A 17,968-nucleotide genomic window follows, 5' to 3' on the forward strand; every position below is an offset into this window, starting at 1 on the left:
TATAACCAGAATTTCTGGGGCTGTCGTTGAGCGGCCAGGACGCTTGACCCAAGTCAATGCCCGAACAGCCCCATCTCATCTCTAATTGACGTTGTCAGGGCGTTTTCCTGGTTTCACGGGTTAGAGGATACATATGATGGTTTGGGCCAATGTTCTTGCCGTAACCGACGGCGGTGCCGGATGCGAAGCTGCGATGACTGCAGCCATCGACCTGGGACAGCGCTTCGGCGCCAGAGTCGAATTTCTGCACGTCGAGAACGACGCGCGCGACCTGATGCCCTTTGTCGGCGAAGGAATGTCGGCGACGGCGATGGAACAGATTATGGCCTCGGTCGACGCCCGCAACGTTGCGCGGCGCGAAACGGTGGACAAGAGCTACAAACGCCATTGCAGTGGCGCGGGCCTGCCGGAAACGGATCCAGGGCTGCCGCCGGAGCCTGGGCAATTCAGTGTCTGCCTGCATCGCCTGACCGGCCGAGAGGCGGAACAGGTGGAACGCCTCGGACGCCTGAGCGATCTGATCGTGTTGCCGTTTCCCGCGGCCTTTGAAGGTGATGGAGAGGCCACCCTGGATGCGGCGCTTTTCGGCAGCGGCCGGCCGGTGCTTCTGGCGCCGGTGTCGAACAGCAAGAACTTCGGCAAGAAAATCGCGGTCGCCTGGGATGGTTCCAAGGAGGGCGCCTGCGCGGTCACTGCGGCCCTGCCGTTGCTGAAAGAAGCGGAAAGCGTGGTCGCGATTACGGCCCGCGAGGGCGGTGAGGCGGACCCGAGTGCGCTGGCCCGCTATCTCGCCGGTCATGGGGTCGCAGCCAAGACCTGGGCCTATACGCCGGGTTCGGAGAGCATCGCTGCCGGCCTTCTGGAGCAGGCCGACCATGCCCATGCCGACATGCTGGTCATGGGGGCCTACGGCCACAGCCGGCTGCGCGAACGTATCCTCGGCGGCGCCACCCAGGGCATCCTCGAGCACGCCAAGATCCCCGTGCTGATGATGCACTGAAGCCCGCCTCCCTTTGATCGCGGAATTTCCTCCGGGCGGTCCAAGGGCTGCTCTTTGGGAAGGATAGCGAATGTTGACCTTGGAAGACTGCATAGCCTTGTCGGAGCTGAACGAGGATGAGATCGCAGCGATTTCCGAACACGAGCATGTGCCTGAGATCGTTGCGGCGGAGTATGGCAACTATCTGTTGCATCAGCCGAACGGGGTACCTGCGCTGAAGCGGATCATTCTCGAAGACATCGCCGATGCCGAGCAACGCAATGATCTGAAGCATGCCCTGCATCTGCGGTTGGTCCTGCGCCACTTCGTCCGGAACCATAGCGATCTGCAGTCGACCGGAATGTGAACTGCGCCTGAGATTGGCGGTTCGGATTTGCTGTAAACGTCTCTTTTGGAGGATCAATGACCTTGAAGACCATCCGCCTGGAACTTGCCCGGGACCATGACTTTCCCAATGGTTCTCCGGAAAGAGGCTATGAGATGCGCGTACCGCTGACCGGTGAAGGCCATATCGATGCCGAAGGGTGGCGCAAGAACCGGGCCGCCTGCCGCGTGACGCGTTTCTGGGAGGGTGAAGGGGACGAGAGCGGCCATCTGCGCCACACCCGCGGCGGCAAGTGGGCCTTTCACTACGACATTGACGGCGATCCGGACGACGACGAGGTCGGCTTCAAATTCGAATCGCATATCTTCAAGGAGGGCGAGTACGTTTCGATCCGTGAACACGACGGCGCCCTGCGAACCTTTCGTGTGGTGTCCGTTCGCTAGGGCGGCTCCAGACTCTTTTTGCTTCAATCGGCCCTGTCGCCATATTCCGCACTGGCATGATGCAGCGCGGGGTATATGATCGCGCCATGACGCAAGATCGGCAAAGAGTGGTCCTGACCGGCGCCAGCCGCGGGATCGGGCATGCGACGGTGAAACGTTTCAGCGACGAGGGCTGGGAGGTGATCACCTGTTCGCGCGAAGACGTGCCGGAACACTGTCTCCGCGATCCGAACTGGACCCATCACATTACCGCGGACCTGGCCAATCAGGCAGCGGTGGACAGTTTTCTGGAAGAGGCCTTGGCATTGATCGGCGATGGACCGGTCCATGCTTTGGTCAACAATGCGGCCGTTTCGCCGAAAACCGAATTCAAGGAACGCCTCGGCTGTCTGAACGGGGACCTCGACCATTGGCGCGAGGTCTTCGAGTTGAACCTCTTCGCCCCTCTGGCGCTCGGCCGCGGTTTTGCCACGCCGCTGCGCAAGGGCGCCGGCGCTATCGTCAACATCACCTCGATCGCCGGTCACGGGGTGCACCCCTTTGCCGGTTCGGCCTATTCCACTTCAAAAGCGGCCCTGTCGGCGCTGACCCGCGAAATGGCCGTTGAGTTTGCGGAACTGGATATCCGGGTCAATGCGGTGGCGCCCGGGGAGATCGAAACCGCCATGATCGGCGAGGAATACGAAGCGCTGATCCCCCGCATTCCCCTGCACCGCATGGGCCGGCCGGAGGAGGTGGCGGCGACGGTCTTCCGACTCTGTACTGAGGATTTCGGCTATGTCACCGGCACCGAGATCTTCGTCACCGGCGGCCAGCACCTTTACTGAGCCGGCAGCGCAAGCGTCGCTCCTGGTGAGTTTGTTCTACCTGGTGAGTCTGTTTTAGGCGAGGCGCCGGTGCAGGCCCGCGAGCCAGTCGAGGCGGGCCCGTGTCTGGGCGACTTCAAGGTCAAGCCAGTCGCGCAGGTGGCCGCCTTCTGTGGCGTGATGTTCGCGCAGATCGTTGAGCCGCGCCAGTTCCCGCTCGCAGATGTCGTGCAACAACTCGGCCTGGATCTTCTGGTCCTCGACCGGCATCAGATGCAGGAAGCGCATCTTCAGCGCGATGATCAACTTGTTGAGGTCGCTGACCTGCGGGCGCACATTGGCGGCCAGAAGGCGCAGCATTTCGCTGCGGCCCTGATCCGTGACGGTCAGGGTGGCTTCTTCGCCTTCCGCACCGGCATCGACCGTGTCGACGAGACCCTCCACCTTCAAAACTTCCAGCGGGGCCCCGACCAGATCGAGTGACGGGCCGACAATGCGGCCGGTGAAATGACGCACCTCGCGCGCCAAAGCGGCATAGGAGAGCGGGGCGCTGGCCAGCATGCCAAGGGCCAGCAGTCGGATCGCTTCACTGGGGATCAGCGTATTGTCGCGGTACATGATGCCTCTGCTCGCTTGGTTCGCCGCCAAGCGGAACCATCAGGATGCCGGGGGTCTAACTCAACACGACCTCAATATAGACCTGCATACCGGGACTGTCCATCTATTTGAGAACGATTCGCAATTAAGAGTCTTCTTTAGACCTATCTTGTCACCCACAGGTTAAATTTTTCCACCAGTTCTTCGCCGTTCTGGCTCCAGAAGGCGGCACTGCTGCGCAGTGATACGGCGAAGTTCTCCTCCGATGTTGGCAGCAGCGGTCCCATCTCAACGTCCTCAGCCAACGCATAGGGGCCGGCCAGAGCGTTGGCGGATCGCCGTGCGGGGCCGTAGGGCATCGCCTTGGTGAAACTCGCAAGGGGTACGGTACCGGTGGCGAAGCGGACGAACTCAATCGCCTGCTCCTTGTTTTGCGCGCCCTTAGGGACCGCCCAGAGATCCACGTCCCAGACCTGATGGTCCCAGATGAGGCTGTAGGGCTTCTTCTCCACGGCGACGTCGTTGAAGATGCGGCTGCTGTAGGTGGAGGTCATGATGACCGCTTCCCGGTCGAGCAATTTGCCCGGTTCGTCGCCACTTTCCCACCAGACGATCTGGTCTTTGATGGTGTCCAGTTTGGCGAAAGCGCGCGCGACGCCGGCATTGCTGGCCAGCACCTCGTAGACCTCGTCCGCCGGAACGCCGTCGGCGATCAGGGCCCATTCCAGATTGACCTTCGGGGTTTTGCGCAGGCCCCTGCGGCCGGGAAAGTCTGCAAGGTTGAAGAGGTCGGCCAGTTTATCCGGCTGGTTTTCGCCGGCCCGGTCACTGTCGACGGCGAGAACCGTCGACCAGACGGTGGAGCCCACCGCGCAGGCCTGCAGGGTGCCGGGCAGGAAGTCCTCGACCGCAGAGGTGCCGTCAGGCGCCGGCGGCAGCAACAGGGGCAGTCTCTCCAAAAGCCCCTCTTCGCAGGCGGCTTCCGCATCGCCGGGCGTGATATCCACGACATCCCAGTAAACATCGCCGCCCTGGACCTGGGCACGGATCTCACGCAGACCGCCGCGATAGTCTTCGCTGATGACCTCCAGGCCGCTCATCTTTGTGAAGGGCTCCAGGAAAGCCTCTTGCTGGCTGCGCGCATAGATGCCGCCCCAGGAGACGACGACCAGGCTTTCGCCGGTTACGGTCTCCTGCGCTGCCGCCGAACCGCCGGCGCCCGACAAAACGCCGCCAAGGACGGCGGCGAGCGATGCCTGTCTCAGTGTTGCTGCTATCGCACTTTCGCGCATGGCGATCCCCGATGTCGTCGTTTCCTTGGCATGATGACTGAGCCGACGGCCAGAGGCCAGCCAGGCACGACTAGCTAAGCCCCGCGGTCCGCGTTTTGCCCCTTCGAATCACAGCTTTACCCGCTGTGACGGCTTGGGCAATCCCCGAGAAGGTGTCTTATTTGTGCCCTGATGGCCTGCGACGCTTGCAGAGGTCCGTTTTGGCGGATCAACCGCCGCGATAACGGCGCTCGGCTTCAGGCCGCGCGCCGCAGGTCCATGGCTTGCCAGATCTCGCTGAGGGCGTTCACCAGATGGTCCATGTCGCCGTCACTGTGCAGCGGGCAGGGGGTGAGGCGCAGACGCTCGGTCCCCCGGGGTACCGTGGGATAATTGATCGGCTGCACATAGATGCCGTATTGACTCATCAAGCGGTCGGTGACCGCCCGGCAGGCCACCGGATCACCAACCAAAATCGGCACGATATGGCTTTCCGACGGCATCACGGGTATGCCGGCAGCCTCTAGGCGCTGCTTCAAGGTGGCCGCGCGTTCCTGATGGGCCGCACGCTCCGCCTGGCTGCGGCGCAGGTAGGCGACGCTGGCGCGGGCGCCCGCGGCGATTGCCGGGGGCAGGGAGGTGGTGAAGATGAAGCCAGAAGCAAAGCTGCGCACGAAATCGGTCAGGTTGGCGGAGGCGGTGATGTAACCGCCCATGACGCCGAAGGCCTTGCCGAGGGTGCCTTCGATGACCGTCACCCGGTCGGCCACCCCGTCGCGCTGTGAGATACCGCCGCCTTCGGCGCCATAGAGGCCGACGGCGTGGACTTCGTCCAGATAGGTCATGGCGCCATGGCGCTCGGCGACGTCACAGATCTCGGCGATCGGTGCGATGTCGCCGTCCATGGAATAGACCGATTCAAAGGCGACCAGCTTGGCGCCTTCGGGGCCGGCTTCCGTGAGCTTGCGGTCGAGGTCTTCCGGGTCGTTGTGGCGGAAAATCGCTTTCTTTGCCCGGCTCTGGCGGATGCCCTCGATCATCGAGGCGTGGTTCATGGAATCGGAGAAGACCGTGCAGTCCGGCAGGCGGCTTGCCAGGGTGCCCAGCGCCGCCCAGTTGGAAACATAGCCGGAGGTGAAGAGCAGCGCTGATTCCTTGCCATGGAGGGCCGCCAGTTCTTCTTCCAGAAGCACATGGTAATGGTTGGTGCCGGAAATGTTGCGGGTGCCACCGGCGCCGGCGCCGCAGCGCTCGATCGCTTCGTGCATCGCCCCCGTAACCACCGGGTGTTGCCCCATGCCGAGATAATCGTTGGAGCACCAGACCGTGACTGCCTCGACCCCGTTGGGGCCGTGATAGGTGGCTTGGGGGAAATTGCCCATCTTGCGCTCAAGATCGGCGAAAATCCGGTAACGGCCCTCGGCTTTCAGCCCGGCCATCTCTTCAGCAAAAAAACGCTCGAAGTCCATGCGCTTGATATCTCTCAATCCGTTTCGCGGCGTCTCATGCCCCGCTTGCCGGCCATTTTAGTCGTTCAGACGGAGTGGTCCTTGATGTTCATCAAGTGGCTCCGCAGTGTTTTTGGCCCAATTTGTCCACAACTTTAACAAGCCCGACAGAACTGGTCATAATTCATTCTATCGGACTTAACAAAGTTTTGTGAACAACGCGTCAATAGGCCGCATAACCTGGGGTTTTTTGTCTTTCGGCGCCAATGCACCTGTTCAGCTATCGGGGTTCACGGGCAACAAAAAACCATCCTCAGGCCACCGCGGCCAGGCCCTGCTCGGCGACCCAGGCTTCTGTTTCGGCCAGGGCGGCGGCAAAGCCTTCCAGCAACTGGTCGATTTCCGCTTCGGTGATGATCATCGGGGGGCAGACCGCGATCGAATCCCCCAGATTGCGGAAAATCACCCCATGGGCCTGGGCGCGGGCCGTGAAATAGGCGCCGACCTTGCCGATGGGGTCGAAGGGCGTCTTGCCGGCCTTGTCGGCCACCAGCTCGGCGGCGGCGATCAGCCCGATGCCCCGGATTTCGCCGATGATGGGGCTGTCCTGGAAGCGCCGCAGACCCTCCTGCAGTTGCGGGGCGACAGTCTGGACATGGGAAACGATCTCCCGCTCCTCATAGATTTTCAGGGTTTCCAGGGCGACCGCGGCGGCCACCGGATGGGCGCCGTAGGTATAGCCGTGGCCGAAGGAGCCGAGCTTGTCGGAGCTGTCGGCGACGGCCTGATAGATCGGGTCGGAGACCATGACGGCGGAGATCGGCGCATAGGCGCTGCTGAGCTGCTTGGCCAGGGTCATCATATCGGGCTTGAGGCCGAAGGTCTCGCTGCCGAACATCTGTCCGGTGCGCCCGAAGCCGCAGATCACCTCGTCGGCGATCAAGAGGACATCGTATTTCTTCAGCACAGCCTGAATCTTGGCCCAATAGCTTTCCGGCGGCACGATAACCCCGCCGGCGCCCTGCAGCGGTTCGCCGATGAAGGCGGCCACGGTGTCAGGGCCTTCGCTCAGGATCAGATCCTCCAGTTCCTGCGCCAAGCGGTCGGTGAAGGCCTCCTCGCTCTCGCCTTCCTTGGCGAAGCGATAGTGGTGCGGCGCGCCCGTGTGGATGATGTTGGCGATCGGCAGGTCGAAACCGGTCTGCACATAGGGCATGGCGGTCAGGCTGGCGGCCGCGATGGTCACCCCGTGATAGCCCTTTACCCGGCTGATGATCTTCTTCTTTTCCGTGCGGCCCAGGGCGTTGTTGTAGTACCAGACGATCTTGATGGCGGTGTCGTTGGCCTCGGAGCCGGAGTTGGCGAAGAAGACCTTGGTCAACTGCGGTGGCGTCATCTCGACCAGCTTTTCGGCGAGGTCGACCACCGGGCTCGCGGTTTTCTGTGCAAAGGAATGGTAATAGGGCAGGCGGGCCATCTGGTCGGTCGCCGCCTTTACCAGGCGCTCTTCGCTGAACCCCAGGCCGGTGCACCAGAGGCCTGCCATGGCCTCCAGGTAGCGGTTGCCCTGGTCATCGACGACATAGACCCCGTCGCCGCGTTCCATGATCATCGAGCCTTCGTGCTCGTTCTTGCGGGCGTTGGTGTAGGGGTGCAGGTGGTATTCGATGTCGCGGTTTGCCGCCGAGTTCGAGCGCGCAGTCATTTTTGTCTCCCGATCTTTTGAGCTGTGCCCCGCTTCCGGCGGCAGTTGACGGCAGCCTACCCTTCGCGGGCAGGTGCGGCCAAGTCTTGTCGGCGCATAGCGGGCCGGGGCCCGGCGCATGGCCACGGCATTCCGATGGAACGCGCTGCCGGGCGTCAGGAGGCCCGGCGGGCTTCGTTGAGCCCCAGGAAGCCGCCGGACTGGCGCTCCCACAGCCGGGCATAGAGGCCGCCCCGGCGCAGCAGGTCCTCATGACTGCCCTCTTCGACGATGCGTCCCTGGTCCATCACGACCAGGCGGTCGAGGGCGGCGATGGTGGAGAGGCGGTGGGCGATGGCGATCACGGTCTTGCCGGTCATCAGGTTCTGCAACTGATCCTGAATGGCTGCTTCGACTTCCGAATCGAGGGCCGAGGTGGCCTCGTCGAGGATCAGGATCGGGGCGTCCTTCAGGATCACCCGGGCAATGGCGATGCGCTGGCGCTGGCCGCCGGAGAGTTTGACGCCGCGCTCGCCGACATGGGCGTCGAAGCCGCGCCGGCCCTGCATATCCTCCAGCTCCGGAATGAAGGTCTGGGCCTCGGCCAGCTCGGCGGCGCGGCGCATCTCCGCCTCGCTGGCTTCGGGCCGGCCGTAGAGGATGTTGTCGCGGATCGAGCGGTGCAGCAGGGCGGTATCCTGGGTCACCATGGCGATCTGACGGCGCAGACTATGCTGGGAGACCCTGGCGATATCCTGGCCGTCGATCAGGATGCGCCCGCTTTCCAGGTCGTAGAAGCGCAGCAGCAGGTTGACCAGGGTCGACTTGCCGGCGCCGGAGCGCCCGACGATGCCGACCTTCTCGCCGGCGCCCACCGTGAGCGACAACTCCTCGATGACGCCCTCTGTCTTGCCGTAGTGGAAGCGGATGTTCTCGAAGTTCACCGCGCCGTCGCCGACAACCAATTCTTCGGCCTCTGAGTGATCCTGCACCGCATAGGGTTGGGAGATGGTTTCGATACCGTTCTGCACCGTGCCGATGTTCTCGAACAGGCTGGTCACGGTGCGCAGAATCCAGCCGGACATCTGGGTCAGGCGGATGATCAGGCTGATGGCGACGGCAATGGCGCCGGTGCTGATGCCGCCGTCCATCCAGAACATGATCGACAGCCCGGCGACGAGGACGATAAGGGCGGTGTTCAAAAGCGTGAGCGTGATCGTCATGCCGATGACGGAACGCATCAGGCGGCGCAGCGCTGCGGTGTGACGGCCGACGACCTCGCCGACGAAGTCGTCCTCGCGTTCGCTGTCGGCAAACAGTTTCACCGATTGAATGTTGGTGTAGCTGTCGACGATGCGCCCGGTGAGCGCCGAATTGGCTTCGGAAAGGTCGGCGGACTTGCGGCGCACCGGCGGTACCATGAAATAGATCACCGCAGCATAGGACAGTGTCCAGGCGAGGACCGGCAGCAACAGGCGCCAGTCGATCCCGGCGAAGAGCACCAGGGTGCCGAAAAGGTAGATCAGCAGGAACCAGACGCCGTCGATGACGTTGACCACAGCTTCGCGCAGAGCATGACCGGTCTGCAGCACCTTCTGGGCGATGCGGCCGGCAAAATCGTTGTGGAAGTAGGTAAGGCTCTGGCGCAGCACATAGCGGTGGTTCAGCCAGCGCACCCGGTTGGTCAGGCCGGGCACCAGGCTGAGGTTGACCAGCCCGCGGGAGGCGAGCGTGGCCACCGGACGCAGGATCACCGCGACCACGGCCATGGCGGTCAGCCCCCAGGCGTGATCTTGCAGAAAGGTCTCAGGGGTGCCGGCGGTGAGCCAGTCCACCAGCTTGCCCAGGAAGGCATAAAGCGCGATCTCCGCCACCGCGGCGATGCCGGAAACGGCGAGCGTGACCAGCAGCAGGCCCTTGATCGGCGCCAGGAAGTGGACAAAGAATGCACGCGTCGTGGTGGGCGGTTGTTCGATCTCCGCCTCTGCGAGGGGGTTGAAGAGGCGCTCGAAGAAGGCATACATCTGCGGGGCGGTTCTCCTGGTCCGTTCCGGTTTTCGGTTTCGCGCGCGGGCCACTCAGGCCAATCAGGCCACAAGGGGGACATTCGGCGTGCTGCGACTTCCAAACTTAATCTGAAACGCAGCAGCGCAAAGGCAATCTCTTCCGGGATTGCCACATCAGAGGTGGCGCGATGGAGGGGATCATAGCAGCTTCTTTGCTCGGCACCTTTGCTAAAACCGAAGCCCTGCCAATCAGGTCTTTGAGCAGGGCCCTGGCGTTCTCCTGCCTGCTCCTGACAGTTCCGGCAGGCTGTACGCCGCCGTCCGGGCCGCCCGATCCGGTAGAAGAGGGGCTGTTGCAGGATTTCCGCGCTGTTGCCTACCGGACCGAGCGCCCGGTCCTGGGCAATGACGGACAGCCGCGTCCGCGCCGGGATCATCTGGCGAAGTGGACCTTGCCGGTCCGGGCTGCCCTGATTGCCGGCGACACGGCGGACACCGCCGCGCCACTGCCGCCGGCCTTTCGGCAAATGGCGGCGGGTCACCTTGCCGAACTTGCGGGGCTCACCGGCCTGGATATCGCTGCCGCGCCGGTTGAGGCGGCCAACCTGCTGATCTTTCTGGCCGATGATCCCTTCGCCGCGGCCCGCCGCCATCATGGCCTCTTCGGCCACAAGATTGCCGACCGGCGCCGCTACGAGGCCTTACTGGCCCGGATGGAAGACTCTGCAACCTGCTTCGGTTTCGTCTGGGGCGGCTGGCCCAGCGGGCGCAGCATCGACTTCGCCGTCGCCTTTATCCGCAGCGACCGTGGGGAGCGCACCGTCCGAGGCTGCCTGGTGCAGGAGGTGACCCAGGTCTTCGGCCTGATGAACGATCTGGCGCCGACGGCGGACTCGGTCTTCAGCGATTCAGGTCGGCAGGTCGACCTGACCGCGCGCGACCGCTTGTTGATTCGGATGCTCTACGATGACGGCCTGAAGCCGGGTATGCCTTGGGCCGAGGCCGAACCCCTGGCGCGGGCGGTGCTGCGCGGTATTCGCAGCGACGGATAGTTCTCAGGCGCTCAATTGCCAGCAGGCGGACAAGTCCCTAGCATGCGCTGACTGTGCAGGGTCCGGTAGCAAGGGGGGAGGGCGCGACGATGGCTCAGATAGTTTTCCAAGACTGCAGGCTGTTCGACGGGCTCGGTTCCGAGTTATTGGAAGGTCGCCATGTCCTGGTCGAGGGCGAGCGCATCAAAGAGGTGTCCGACCGCCCGATCACCGCTGATGGCGCGGAGGTTATCGATCTGGGCGGGCGCACCCTGATGCCCGGTTTGATCGACGCCCACTTCCACGCCATGGCGGCAGATCCGGATTTCGCCAAGATGGAAGTCATGCCGCGTTCCCTGCTGGCCCAGCACGCCCGCCATCTGCTGGAGGCGGCGCTGCTGCGCGGTTTCACCACGGTGCGTGACGCCGGCGGCGCCGACTACGGCCTGGCCATGGCGATCAAGGCAGGGCTCATCCAGGGCCCAAGGCTTTTCTACTCCGGGCGGGCCCTGACTCAGACCGGCGGCCATGCTGACTTTCGCGCGCTGGAGGATCACAGCGCCTTTTGCTTCTGCGGACAGGGCAGTCATATCTTCGGCGTCATCGCCGACGGTGTGCCGGCCGTTCAGCAGGCAGCCCGCGAAGAACTGCGCAAGGGTGCAACCCAGATCAAGATCATGGCCTCCGGCGGCGTGGCCTCGCCGAGCGATCCGATCTGGAACCTGCAGTATTCAGAGGATGAGATCCGCGCCATCGTCTGGGAGGCTGCTTCCTGGCGCACTTATGTGATGGCGCATGCCTATACACCGGAAGCGATTTCCCGCTGTGTGCAATACGGCGTGCGGTCCATTGAGCACGCCAATCTGATCGACGAGCCGACGGCGGCGCTTTGCGCGGCGGAGGGCGCCTTCGTGGTGCCGACCCTGGTGACCTATGACGCGCTGCACCGTTTCGGGCCCGACCTTGGGCTGCCTGCGGTCAGCCAGGAGAAGCTGAAAGCGGTACGGGCCGCGGGCCTGACGTCGCTGGAGATCTTGAAGGCGGCCGGCGTGACCGTGGGCTTCGGTACAGACCTTCTGGGCGATATGCAGGCCCACCAATCGGGCGAGTTCCTGATTCGCGCCGAGGTGCTGTCAGCCGCTGAAATCCTGCGCTCGGCGACCTCGGTAAATGCCGCCCTGCTGAACGCCGAGGGCGAACTCGGCGTGGTGGCGGAAGGCGCCCTGGCGGACCTTATCGTCGTCGACGGCGATCCTCTGGCAGACCTGTCGGTGTTGCAGGATCAGGGCAAGCATATTCCGATGATCATGAAAGCCGGCGCCTTCGTGAAGCGAAAGGCGTCGTAAGACCCGTTTCCGCCAGCAGTTGGGGCTGCTCGGCGGGGCGGCAAGCGGCTTGTGAATCCGGAGCGCATCGGGCTAGGCTGTGACCCACAGAAAAAACAAAACCCCTAAGTTTCTCCGGTTTGACCCTTTGGCAACCGGAATCTCTGAGGGATGTGGGTGAACAGGGATGACTGCGAGGGAGACAGCAATGAAATTGCGACGAGGAAAGAGTCTGCGCCACGGCCTTATGGCCGCTGTTGCAGCCGCCGCTCTGACGATTGGCGGCGCCGTGGGTGGCGCCGAAGCGAAGACCTTTAAATGGGCTTTCCAGGGCGACGTTCAGACCATGGATCCCCATGGACTTTTTGAGACCATGACCCTGGGTTTCCAGTCCAACTTCTATGAAGGCCTGGTGACCCGGACGCCGGATCTGGAGTTGGTGCCGGCCCTGGCGACATCCTGGGAAAACGTGAAGCCGGACACCTGGCGCTTCACACTGCGCAAGGGTGTGAAGTTCCAGAACGGCAACAGCTTCAATGCCGATGACGTACTCTTCTCTGTTGATCGCATCAACACCGAAGGCTCCGACATGAAAGTCGTGGCCGGCCTGATCAAAGAGGCGGTGAAGGTCGACGACCATACGGTCGACATCGTGACCCCGGCGCCGAACCCGATTCTGCCGCTGCAGCTCGAAATTTTCTACATCATGGACAAGGAATGGGCGGCGGAGAACAACACCACCTCCGCCACCAACGTGAAGGGCGATGATCAGGGCAACTTTGCCAACATCAACGCCAACGGCACCGGCCCCTTCATGGTCACCGAGCGCCAGCCGGACGTGAAGACGGTGCTTGTTCCCAATCCCAATTGGTGGGGTCAGAACAAGAGCAACATCACCGAAGCGGTGTTCACCCCGATCAGTCAGGACGCCACCCGTGTCGCCGCGCTGATTTCCGGTGACGTGCACATGGCCTATCCGATTCCGGTGCAGGACTGGAAACGCCTGGAAGACGCCAACGGCGTCAGCCCGCTGACCGGTCCGGAAGCGCGCACGATCTTCCTCGGTTTTGATCAGGACCGTGACGAACTGCTCGCCTCCAGCGTCAAGGGCAAGAATCCCTTCAAGGATCAGCGGGTTCGCCAGGCTTTCTATCAGGCGATCGATATCGAAGCGATCCGCTCAAAGGTGATGCGTGGTTCCGCCACGCCCAGCAACCTGATGGTCGCGCCGCAGATCAACGGCTTCAATGCAGCGATGAACGAGCGTCTGCCCTTTGACGTCGAGAAGGCCAAGTCCCTGCTGGTGGAGGCCGGTTATCCCGATGGTTTTGAAGTCACCATGGATTGCCCCAACGACCGCTATGTGAACGACGAGCGGATCTGCCAGGCCGTGGCCTCCATGCTGGCCAAGATCGGCGTGAAGATTGATCTGCTCGCGCAGACCAAGTCGAAGTACTTCGGCAAGGTTCTGGCCCAGAACAACTACGACACCAGCTTCTATCTGCTGGGCTGGACGCCCTCGACTTTCGACTCGCACAACCCGATCACGGCGCTGATGTCCTGCCGTGTCGACGGCAAGGGCGCCTTCAATCTGGGCGGTTATTGCAATGAGCGGGTGACCGAGCTGTCGGATCTGATCCAGGTCGAAACCGACCAGGAAAAGCGTCAGGCGCTGATCGACGAGGCTTTCAAGATCCACTCCGAAGAGGTGGGGCACATTCCGCTGCATCAGCAGCCGCTGTCCTGGGGCGTCAACGACGACGCCACGGTCGCCCAGCGGCCCGACAACGTCTTTCACCTTCAGTACGTGACGGTGAACTAGATCACGATTGCGTAGAAGGCCCGGACCTGCCGGTTCGGGCCTTCGCTTTTCGCGTTCCGCCTTTCTTCGGCTCGGGTTCTCGAATTCATGATCGCCTTCGTTGTCAGACGGCTCTTGCAGTCCATCTTCGTGATGCTGGCAGTGGGCTTCATCGCCTTCTCGCTGTTCAACTACGTCGGCGATCCGATCAACAACATGGTGGGGCAGGACACCACCCTGGAACAGCGCCAGGAACTGCGCGAGCGTCTCGGCCTCGACGATCCTTTCGTGGTGCAGTACGGGCGCTTTCTGGTGAAGGCGGTACAAGGGGACTTCGGAATTTCCTACCGCCACCGCCGCCCTGTCTCGCAACTGATTGCCGAGCGCATGCCGGCGACCCTGGAACTCTCCCTGGTGGCCGCCTTCCTGGCGCTTTTCATCGGCGTGCCCATGGGCGTCTATACAGGTCTGCATCGCCGCGGCTTTCTCTCGCAGGTTTTTCTGACCATTTCGCTGATCGGCGTGTCGCTGCCGACATTCCTGATCGGCATCCTGCTTATTCTGATTTTCGGCGTGATGTCCCAGGACATAAACTCGGCGCTGGGTTTCTCTCTATTGCCGCAGCTGCCGACCTTCGGGCGCGGCGAGGTCACCCAGGTCGGCTGGTGGAGTACCGGTTTCCTCACACAGTCCGGCATTCTGGCGCTGATCCTGCCGTCGATTACCCTGGCGCTGTTTCAGATGACTCTGATCATGCGCTTGGTGCGCTCTGAGATGCTGGAGGTGCTGCGTACGGACTACATCAAGTTCGCCCGCGCCCGCGGCCTGACCAACCGTGCCGTCAATTTCGGCCACGCGCTGAAGAACACCCTGGTCCCGGTGATCACCATCACCGGCCTGCAGCTCGGCTCGATCATTGCCTTCGCGCTGATTACCGAACAGGTATTTCAGTGGCCGGGCATGGGCCTGTTGTTCATTCAGGCAATCAACGAAGTCGACATTCCGGTCATGGCCTCCTACCTGATGATGATCGGCTTCTTCTTCGTGGTCATCAACCTCGTCGTCGACCTGCTTTACTACGTCGTCGATCCGCGGCTGCGCGCCGACCGCGCCGTCGCGGCCGGACATCAGTAGGGGGCGGGCATGGCTGTGAACCAGGAAAGACCTCTTGCCGCCGGGCCCGGATTGGGTGAGCGGATTATCGATGTCACAAAGCGCTTCTTCGACAGCGACATCTGGTATTCCTTCACCCGCTCGCCGGTGATCATCGTCTCCGCGGTCATCACCCTGATATTCGTCGGTGCTTCGGCCTTCGCGCCGCTGGTAGCGCCCAACAATCCCTTCGATCTCACGACCATCGACCTGCTCGATTCCTTCATCCCGCCGATCTGGCAGGATGGCGGAGACGCCCGTTTTCTGCTGGGCACCGATGATCAGGGGCGCGGCATTCTCTCGACCATCATCTACGGTTCGCGCATTTCCCTGGGCGTCGGCTTTGCGTCGGTTCTTTTCGCCATGGTGCTGGGTATTTCCCTGGGCCTGATCAGCGGTTACTTCGGCGGCACCATAGATGCCATCATCATGCGCGCCGCCGACGTGCAGCTCACCTTTCCGGCGATCCTCATCGCCCTCCTGATCGACGGCCTGGCGCGGGCGGTGCTGCCCCGCGACTTCCACAGCGAGGTCTGGTTCTATGTCCTGGTGCTGGCCATCGGGCTTTCGTTCTGGGTGCAATACGCCCGTACGGTGCGCGGCTCGGCCATGGTGGAGCGCAACAAGGAGTATGTGCAGGCCGCGCGGGTTATCGGTATTCCGCCGTTCCTCATCATGCTGCGCCACGTGCTGCCCAACGTGATGGGGCCGGTGCTGGTGATCGCCACCATCAATCTCGCCATCGCCGTCATCACCGAGGCGACACTTTCCTTCCTCGGAGTCGGGGTGCCGCTGACCTCGCCCTCACTGGGCACGCTGATCCGCGTCGGCAACGACTTCCTTTTCTCCGGCGAGTGGTGGATCACCATCTTCCCCGGCGTGGCGCTGGCGGTCCTGGTTCTGGCGGTCAATCTGTTGGGCGACTGGTTGCGCGACGCCCTCAATCCGAAGCTCCGTTAGAGCTGATATGAGCGATCTCTCCGCCCTCTCCCCGCAGACCAATCCGGCCCAAAGCAATCAGCCGCTGCTGCAGGTCGATCATCTCCGCATCGAGATTCCCAACCGCCGGGGCACTCTGGTTGCGGTGGATGACGTGTCGTTCCATATCAATGAGGGCGAAGTTCTGGGCGTGGTGGGTGAATCGGGCGCCGGCAAGTCGCTGACCGGTGCCGCCGTGATCGGCCTGCTGGAGCCGCCCTGCCATGTCGCCGGCGGTCAGATACAGTTGGACGGCCGGCGTATCGACAACCTTTCTTACGAGAAGATGCGCCGCATCCGCGGACGGGAAATCGGCATGGTCTTTCAGGACCCGCTGACCTCGCTCAATCCGCTCTACACCATCGGGCGGCAACTGACCGAAACCATCCTGACCCACACCGACCTGAACGAGAAGGGGGCCCGGGCCAGAGCCATCGAACTGTTGGAGGAGGTTGGCATTCCGGCCGCCGCCCAGCGCATCGACCAGTATCCGCATCAGTTTTCCGGCGGCATGCGCCAGCGTGTCGTGATCGCTCTGGCGCTCTGCATCAACCCGCGCCTGATCATCGCCGACGAGCCGACGACGGCGCTGGATGTTTCCATCCAGGCCCAGATCATCGCCCTGCTGAAGCGGCTCTGCCGGGAACACGGCGCCGCCGTCATGCTGGTCACCCACGACATGGGGGTAATTGCGGAAACGGCTGACCGCGTCGCGGTGATGTATGCCGGGCGCATCGTCGAGATCGGCCCGGTTGACGATGTAGTGCTGCGGGCCCAGCACCCCTATACCGCCGGGCTGATGGGATCGATCCCCCTGGTCGGCCATGACGTTGAGGACCTCGCACAGATCGATGGTGCCATGCCGCGCCTGAACGCGATCCCCCGGGGCTGTGCCTTTAATCCGCGCTGTCCGCGCGCCTTCGACCGCTGCCGTCAGGAGCGGCCGGATCTGCAGCCGGTCGGTGCCACCCAGGCGGCCTGCTGGCTGTTCGATGAAGGGGTGAGGAGCGGCACTGATGGTTGAGGTCCCGATGAAGGATACTGCAGGCGACAGCCCCCTGGTACAGGTCGAGGGCTTGGCCAAGCTTTTCGATGTTTCGCCGCCCTTGTTGAACCGCATCCTGCAAGGTGAGAAACGGGTGCTGCTGAAAGCCGTTGACGGGGTTTCTTTTGACATCCCCCGGGGCAAGACCTTCAGTCTGGTCGGCGAATCCGGCTGCGGCAAGTCGACGGTGGCGCGGCTCGTAGTGGGGCTGCACAGCCCCACACGCGGCAGGATCGTCATCGACGGCACGGACATGGCGAGCCTGAAGACCCGCGCCGAAATCGCCCCGCTGCGCAAGCGCCTGCAGATGATTTTCCAGGATCCTTACGCCAGTCTCAATCCGCGCTGGCGCGTCGCGGACATCATCGCCGAGCCGATCCGCGCCCACGGCCTGATGAGCGACAAGAAGGAGATTGCCGAGAGGGTTGGCGAACTGCTGGTTCAGGTTGGTCTGGCCGCCGCCGACGGGGAGAAGTTTCCGCACGAGTTTTCCGGCGGCCAGCGTCAGCGCATTTCCATTGCCCGGGCGCTGGCCAGCAACCCGGAGTTCCTGATCTGCGACGAGCCGACTTCCGCGCTCGACGTCTCGGTCCAGGCACAGATTCTCAATCTCATGAAGCGGCTGCAGCGCGAGCTGGGCCTCACCTATCTTTTCATCAGCCATGACCTGGCGGTGGTCTATCACATCTCCGACATGGTCGGGGTGATGTATCTGGGCCGCTTGGTGGAGTGGGGGGAGGCGCGGGCGCTGTTCCGAAATCCCCAGCACCCCTACACCCGGATGCTGCTCGACGCCATTCCGGACCTTGAGATGACAGGGCGCCACCGCATCCCCGTGGCCGGCGAGGTGCCGAGCCCGATTTCACCGCCCAGCGGCTGCCACTTTCATCCGCGCTGCCCCTTCGCCAATGATCGCTGCCGGCAGGAAGCGCCGAAACCGCTCCTGACCGCGGCGGGCGAAGTCGCCTGCCACGCGGTGGAGGAAAACCGCCTGCCGGCGGCGGAGCCCCGCCGTATGCCGCAACAAGACGCGCCGCAACCTTAGACGAGCGCTGT

At 62.9% G+C, this 17,968-nt stretch carries 16 protein-coding genes; 11 read left to right on the forward strand and 5 right to left on the reverse strand.

The window, feature by feature from the left end; translation table 11 throughout:
- Positions 1 to 136: 136 nt before the first annotated feature.
- The 4 genes from ACP146_RS05815 to ACP146_RS05830 all read left to right on the forward strand — a co-directional run bounded on the left by ACP146_RS05815 (position 137) and on the right by ACP146_RS05830 (position 2,595).
- Complete coding sequence (locus tag ACP146_RS05815) at positions 137 to 1,000, forward strand: universal stress protein (RefSeq protein ID WP_422365823.1); 864 nt, start codon at positions 137 to 139, stop codon at positions 998 to 1,000.
- A 70-nt stretch (positions 1,001 to 1,070) separates the two neighbouring features.
- Positions 1,071 to 1,346 (forward strand): hypothetical protein, encoded by a 276-nt coding sequence (locus ACP146_RS05820; RefSeq protein ID WP_422365824.1) that lies wholly within the window; start codon positions 1,071 to 1,073, stop codon positions 1,344 to 1,346.
- A 56-nt stretch (positions 1,347 to 1,402) separates the two neighbouring features.
- The gene (locus tag ACP146_RS05825; RefSeq protein ID WP_422365825.1) at positions 1,403 to 1,768 is read left to right on the forward strand and encodes a hypothetical protein; all 366 of its coding nucleotides are present in this window, start codon (positions 1,403 to 1,405) and stop codon (positions 1,766 to 1,768) included.
- An 86-nt stretch (positions 1,769 to 1,854) separates the two neighbouring features.
- Complete coding sequence (locus ACP146_RS05830) at positions 1,855 to 2,595, forward strand: SDR family NAD(P)-dependent oxidoreductase (protein WP_422365826.1); 741 nt, start codon at positions 1,855 to 1,857, stop codon at positions 2,593 to 2,595.
- Between the two features lie 54 nt (positions 2,596 to 2,649).
- Here the strand turns inward: ACP146_RS05830 and ACP146_RS05835 are convergent, their stop codons facing one another.
- The 5 genes from ACP146_RS05835 to ACP146_RS05855 all read right to left on the reverse strand — a co-directional run bounded on the left by ACP146_RS05835 (position 2,650) and on the right by ACP146_RS05855 (position 9,598).
- Entirely contained in the window at positions 2,650 to 3,192 is a 543-nt protein-coding gene (locus ACP146_RS05835; protein WP_422365827.1) for a hypothetical protein, read from the reverse strand.
- 143 nt (positions 3,193 to 3,335) lie between these two features.
- The gene (locus ACP146_RS05840) at positions 3,336 to 4,463 is read right to left on the reverse strand and encodes an extracellular solute-binding protein (RefSeq protein WP_422365828.1); all 1,128 of its coding nucleotides are present in this window, start codon (positions 4,461 to 4,463) and stop codon (positions 3,336 to 3,338) included.
- A 236-nt stretch (positions 4,464 to 4,699) separates the two neighbouring features.
- Positions 4,700 to 5,911, reverse strand: coding sequence for a 5-aminolevulinate synthase (hemA, locus tag ACP146_RS05845; protein ID WP_422365829.1), 1,212 nt, complete (start codon positions 5,909 to 5,911; stop codon positions 4,700 to 4,702).
- A 292-nt stretch (positions 5,912 to 6,203) separates the two neighbouring features.
- The gene (locus ACP146_RS05850) at positions 6,204 to 7,595 is read right to left on the reverse strand and encodes an aspartate aminotransferase family protein (protein WP_422365830.1); all 1,392 of its coding nucleotides are present in this window, start codon (positions 7,593 to 7,595) and stop codon (positions 6,204 to 6,206) included.
- Between the two features lie 155 nt (positions 7,596 to 7,750).
- A complete protein-coding gene (locus ACP146_RS05855; RefSeq protein WP_422365831.1) occupies positions 7,751 to 9,598 on the reverse strand; it encodes an ABC transporter ATP-binding protein in 1,848 nt (615 codons plus the stop codon).
- A 335-nt stretch (positions 9,599 to 9,933) separates the two neighbouring features.
- On the opposite strand from ACP146_RS05855, the gene ACP146_RS05860 reads away from it, so the two are divergent.
- The 7 genes from ACP146_RS05860 to ACP146_RS05890 all read left to right on the forward strand — a co-directional run bounded on the left by ACP146_RS05860 (position 9,934) and on the right by ACP146_RS05890 (position 17,957).
- Positions 9,934 to 10,632 (forward strand): DUF2927 domain-containing protein, encoded by a 699-nt coding sequence (locus ACP146_RS05860; RefSeq protein WP_422365832.1) that lies wholly within the window; start codon positions 9,934 to 9,936, stop codon positions 10,630 to 10,632.
- An 89-nt stretch (positions 10,633 to 10,721) separates the two neighbouring features.
- On the forward strand, positions 10,722 to 11,957 hold the full coding sequence (locus ACP146_RS05865; protein ID WP_422365833.1) for an amidohydrolase family protein: 1,236 nt from the start codon (positions 10,722 to 10,724) through the stop codon (positions 11,955 to 11,957).
- Between the two features lie 187 nt (positions 11,958 to 12,144).
- Entirely contained in the window at positions 12,145 to 13,758 is a 1,614-nt protein-coding gene (locus ACP146_RS05870) for an ABC transporter substrate-binding protein (RefSeq protein ID WP_422365834.1), read from the forward strand.
- Between the two features lie 87 nt (positions 13,759 to 13,845).
- The gene (locus ACP146_RS05875) at positions 13,846 to 14,871 is read left to right on the forward strand and encodes an ABC transporter permease (protein ID WP_422365835.1); all 1,026 of its coding nucleotides are present in this window, start codon (positions 13,846 to 13,848) and stop codon (positions 14,869 to 14,871) included.
- Between the two features lie 9 nt (positions 14,872 to 14,880).
- Positions 14,881 to 15,849, forward strand: coding sequence for an ABC transporter permease (locus tag ACP146_RS05880; protein ID WP_422365836.1), 969 nt, complete (start codon positions 14,881 to 14,883; stop codon positions 15,847 to 15,849).
- Between the two features lie 7 nt (positions 15,850 to 15,856).
- Positions 15,857 to 16,891: an ABC transporter ATP-binding protein gene (locus tag ACP146_RS05885; RefSeq protein ID WP_422365837.1), complete on the forward strand. Its 1,035-nt coding sequence runs from the start codon at positions 15,857 to 15,859 to the stop codon at positions 16,889 to 16,891.
- Positions 16,884 to 17,957: an ABC transporter ATP-binding protein gene (locus ACP146_RS05890; RefSeq protein ID WP_422365838.1), complete on the forward strand. Its 1,074-nt coding sequence runs from the start codon at positions 16,884 to 16,886 to the stop codon at positions 17,955 to 17,957. The genes ACP146_RS05885 and ACP146_RS05890 overlap by 8 nt, the downstream gene beginning before the upstream one ends.
- Positions 17,958 to 17,968: the final 11 nt, after the last annotated feature.

Origin of the sequence: Pelagibius sp. (assembly GCF_965249265.1) — a bacterium.
Lineage (GTDB): Bacteria > Pseudomonadota > Alphaproteobacteria > Kiloniellales > Kiloniellaceae > Pelagibius.

Coding starts and splice junctions, on each gene's coding strand:
- hemA (WP_422365829.1), bottom strand. CDS start 5,911: ATGGACTTCGAGCGTTTTTTTGCTGAAGAGATGGCCGGGCTGAAAGCC.
- ACP146_RS05825 (WP_422365825.1), top strand. CDS start 1,403: ATGACCTTGAAGACCATCCGCCTGGAACTTGCCCGGGACCATGACTTT.
- ACP146_RS05885 (WP_422365837.1), top strand. CDS start 15,857: ATGAGCGATCTCTCCGCCCTCTCCCCGCAGACCAATCCGGCCCAAAGC.
- ACP146_RS05850 (WP_422365830.1), bottom strand. CDS start 7,595: ATGACTGCGCGCTCGAACTCGGCGGCAAACCGCGACATCGAATACCAC.
- ACP146_RS05830 (WP_422365826.1), top strand. CDS start 1,855: ATGACGCAAGATCGGCAAAGAGTGGTCCTGACCGGCGCCAGCCGCGGG.
- ACP146_RS05890 (WP_422365838.1), top strand. CDS start 16,884: ATGGTTGAGGTCCCGATGAAGGATACTGCAGGCGACAGCCCCCTGGTA.
- ACP146_RS05875 (WP_422365835.1), top strand. CDS start 13,846: ATGATCGCCTTCGTTGTCAGACGGCTCTTGCAGTCCATCTTCGTGATG.
- ACP146_RS05815 (WP_422365823.1), top strand. CDS start 137: ATGGTTTGGGCCAATGTTCTTGCCGTAACCGACGGCGGTGCCGGATGC.
- ACP146_RS05855 (WP_422365831.1), bottom strand. CDS start 9,598: ATGTATGCCTTCTTCGAGCGCCTCTTCAACCCCCTCGCAGAGGCGGAG.
- ACP146_RS05870 (WP_422365834.1), top strand. CDS start 12,145: ATGAAATTGCGACGAGGAAAGAGTCTGCGCCACGGCCTTATGGCCGCT.
- ACP146_RS05865 (WP_422365833.1), top strand. CDS start 10,722: ATGGCTCAGATAGTTTTCCAAGACTGCAGGCTGTTCGACGGGCTCGGT.
- ACP146_RS05820 (WP_422365824.1), top strand. CDS start 1,071: ATGTTGACCTTGGAAGACTGCATAGCCTTGTCGGAGCTGAACGAGGAT.
- ACP146_RS05840 (WP_422365828.1), bottom strand. CDS start 4,463: ATGCGCGAAAGTGCGATAGCAGCAACACTGAGACAGGCATCGCTCGCC.
- ACP146_RS05880 (WP_422365836.1), top strand. CDS start 14,881: ATGGCTGTGAACCAGGAAAGACCTCTTGCCGCCGGGCCCGGATTGGGT.
- ACP146_RS05835 (WP_422365827.1), bottom strand. CDS start 3,192: ATGTACCGCGACAATACGCTGATCCCCAGTGAAGCGATCCGACTGCTG.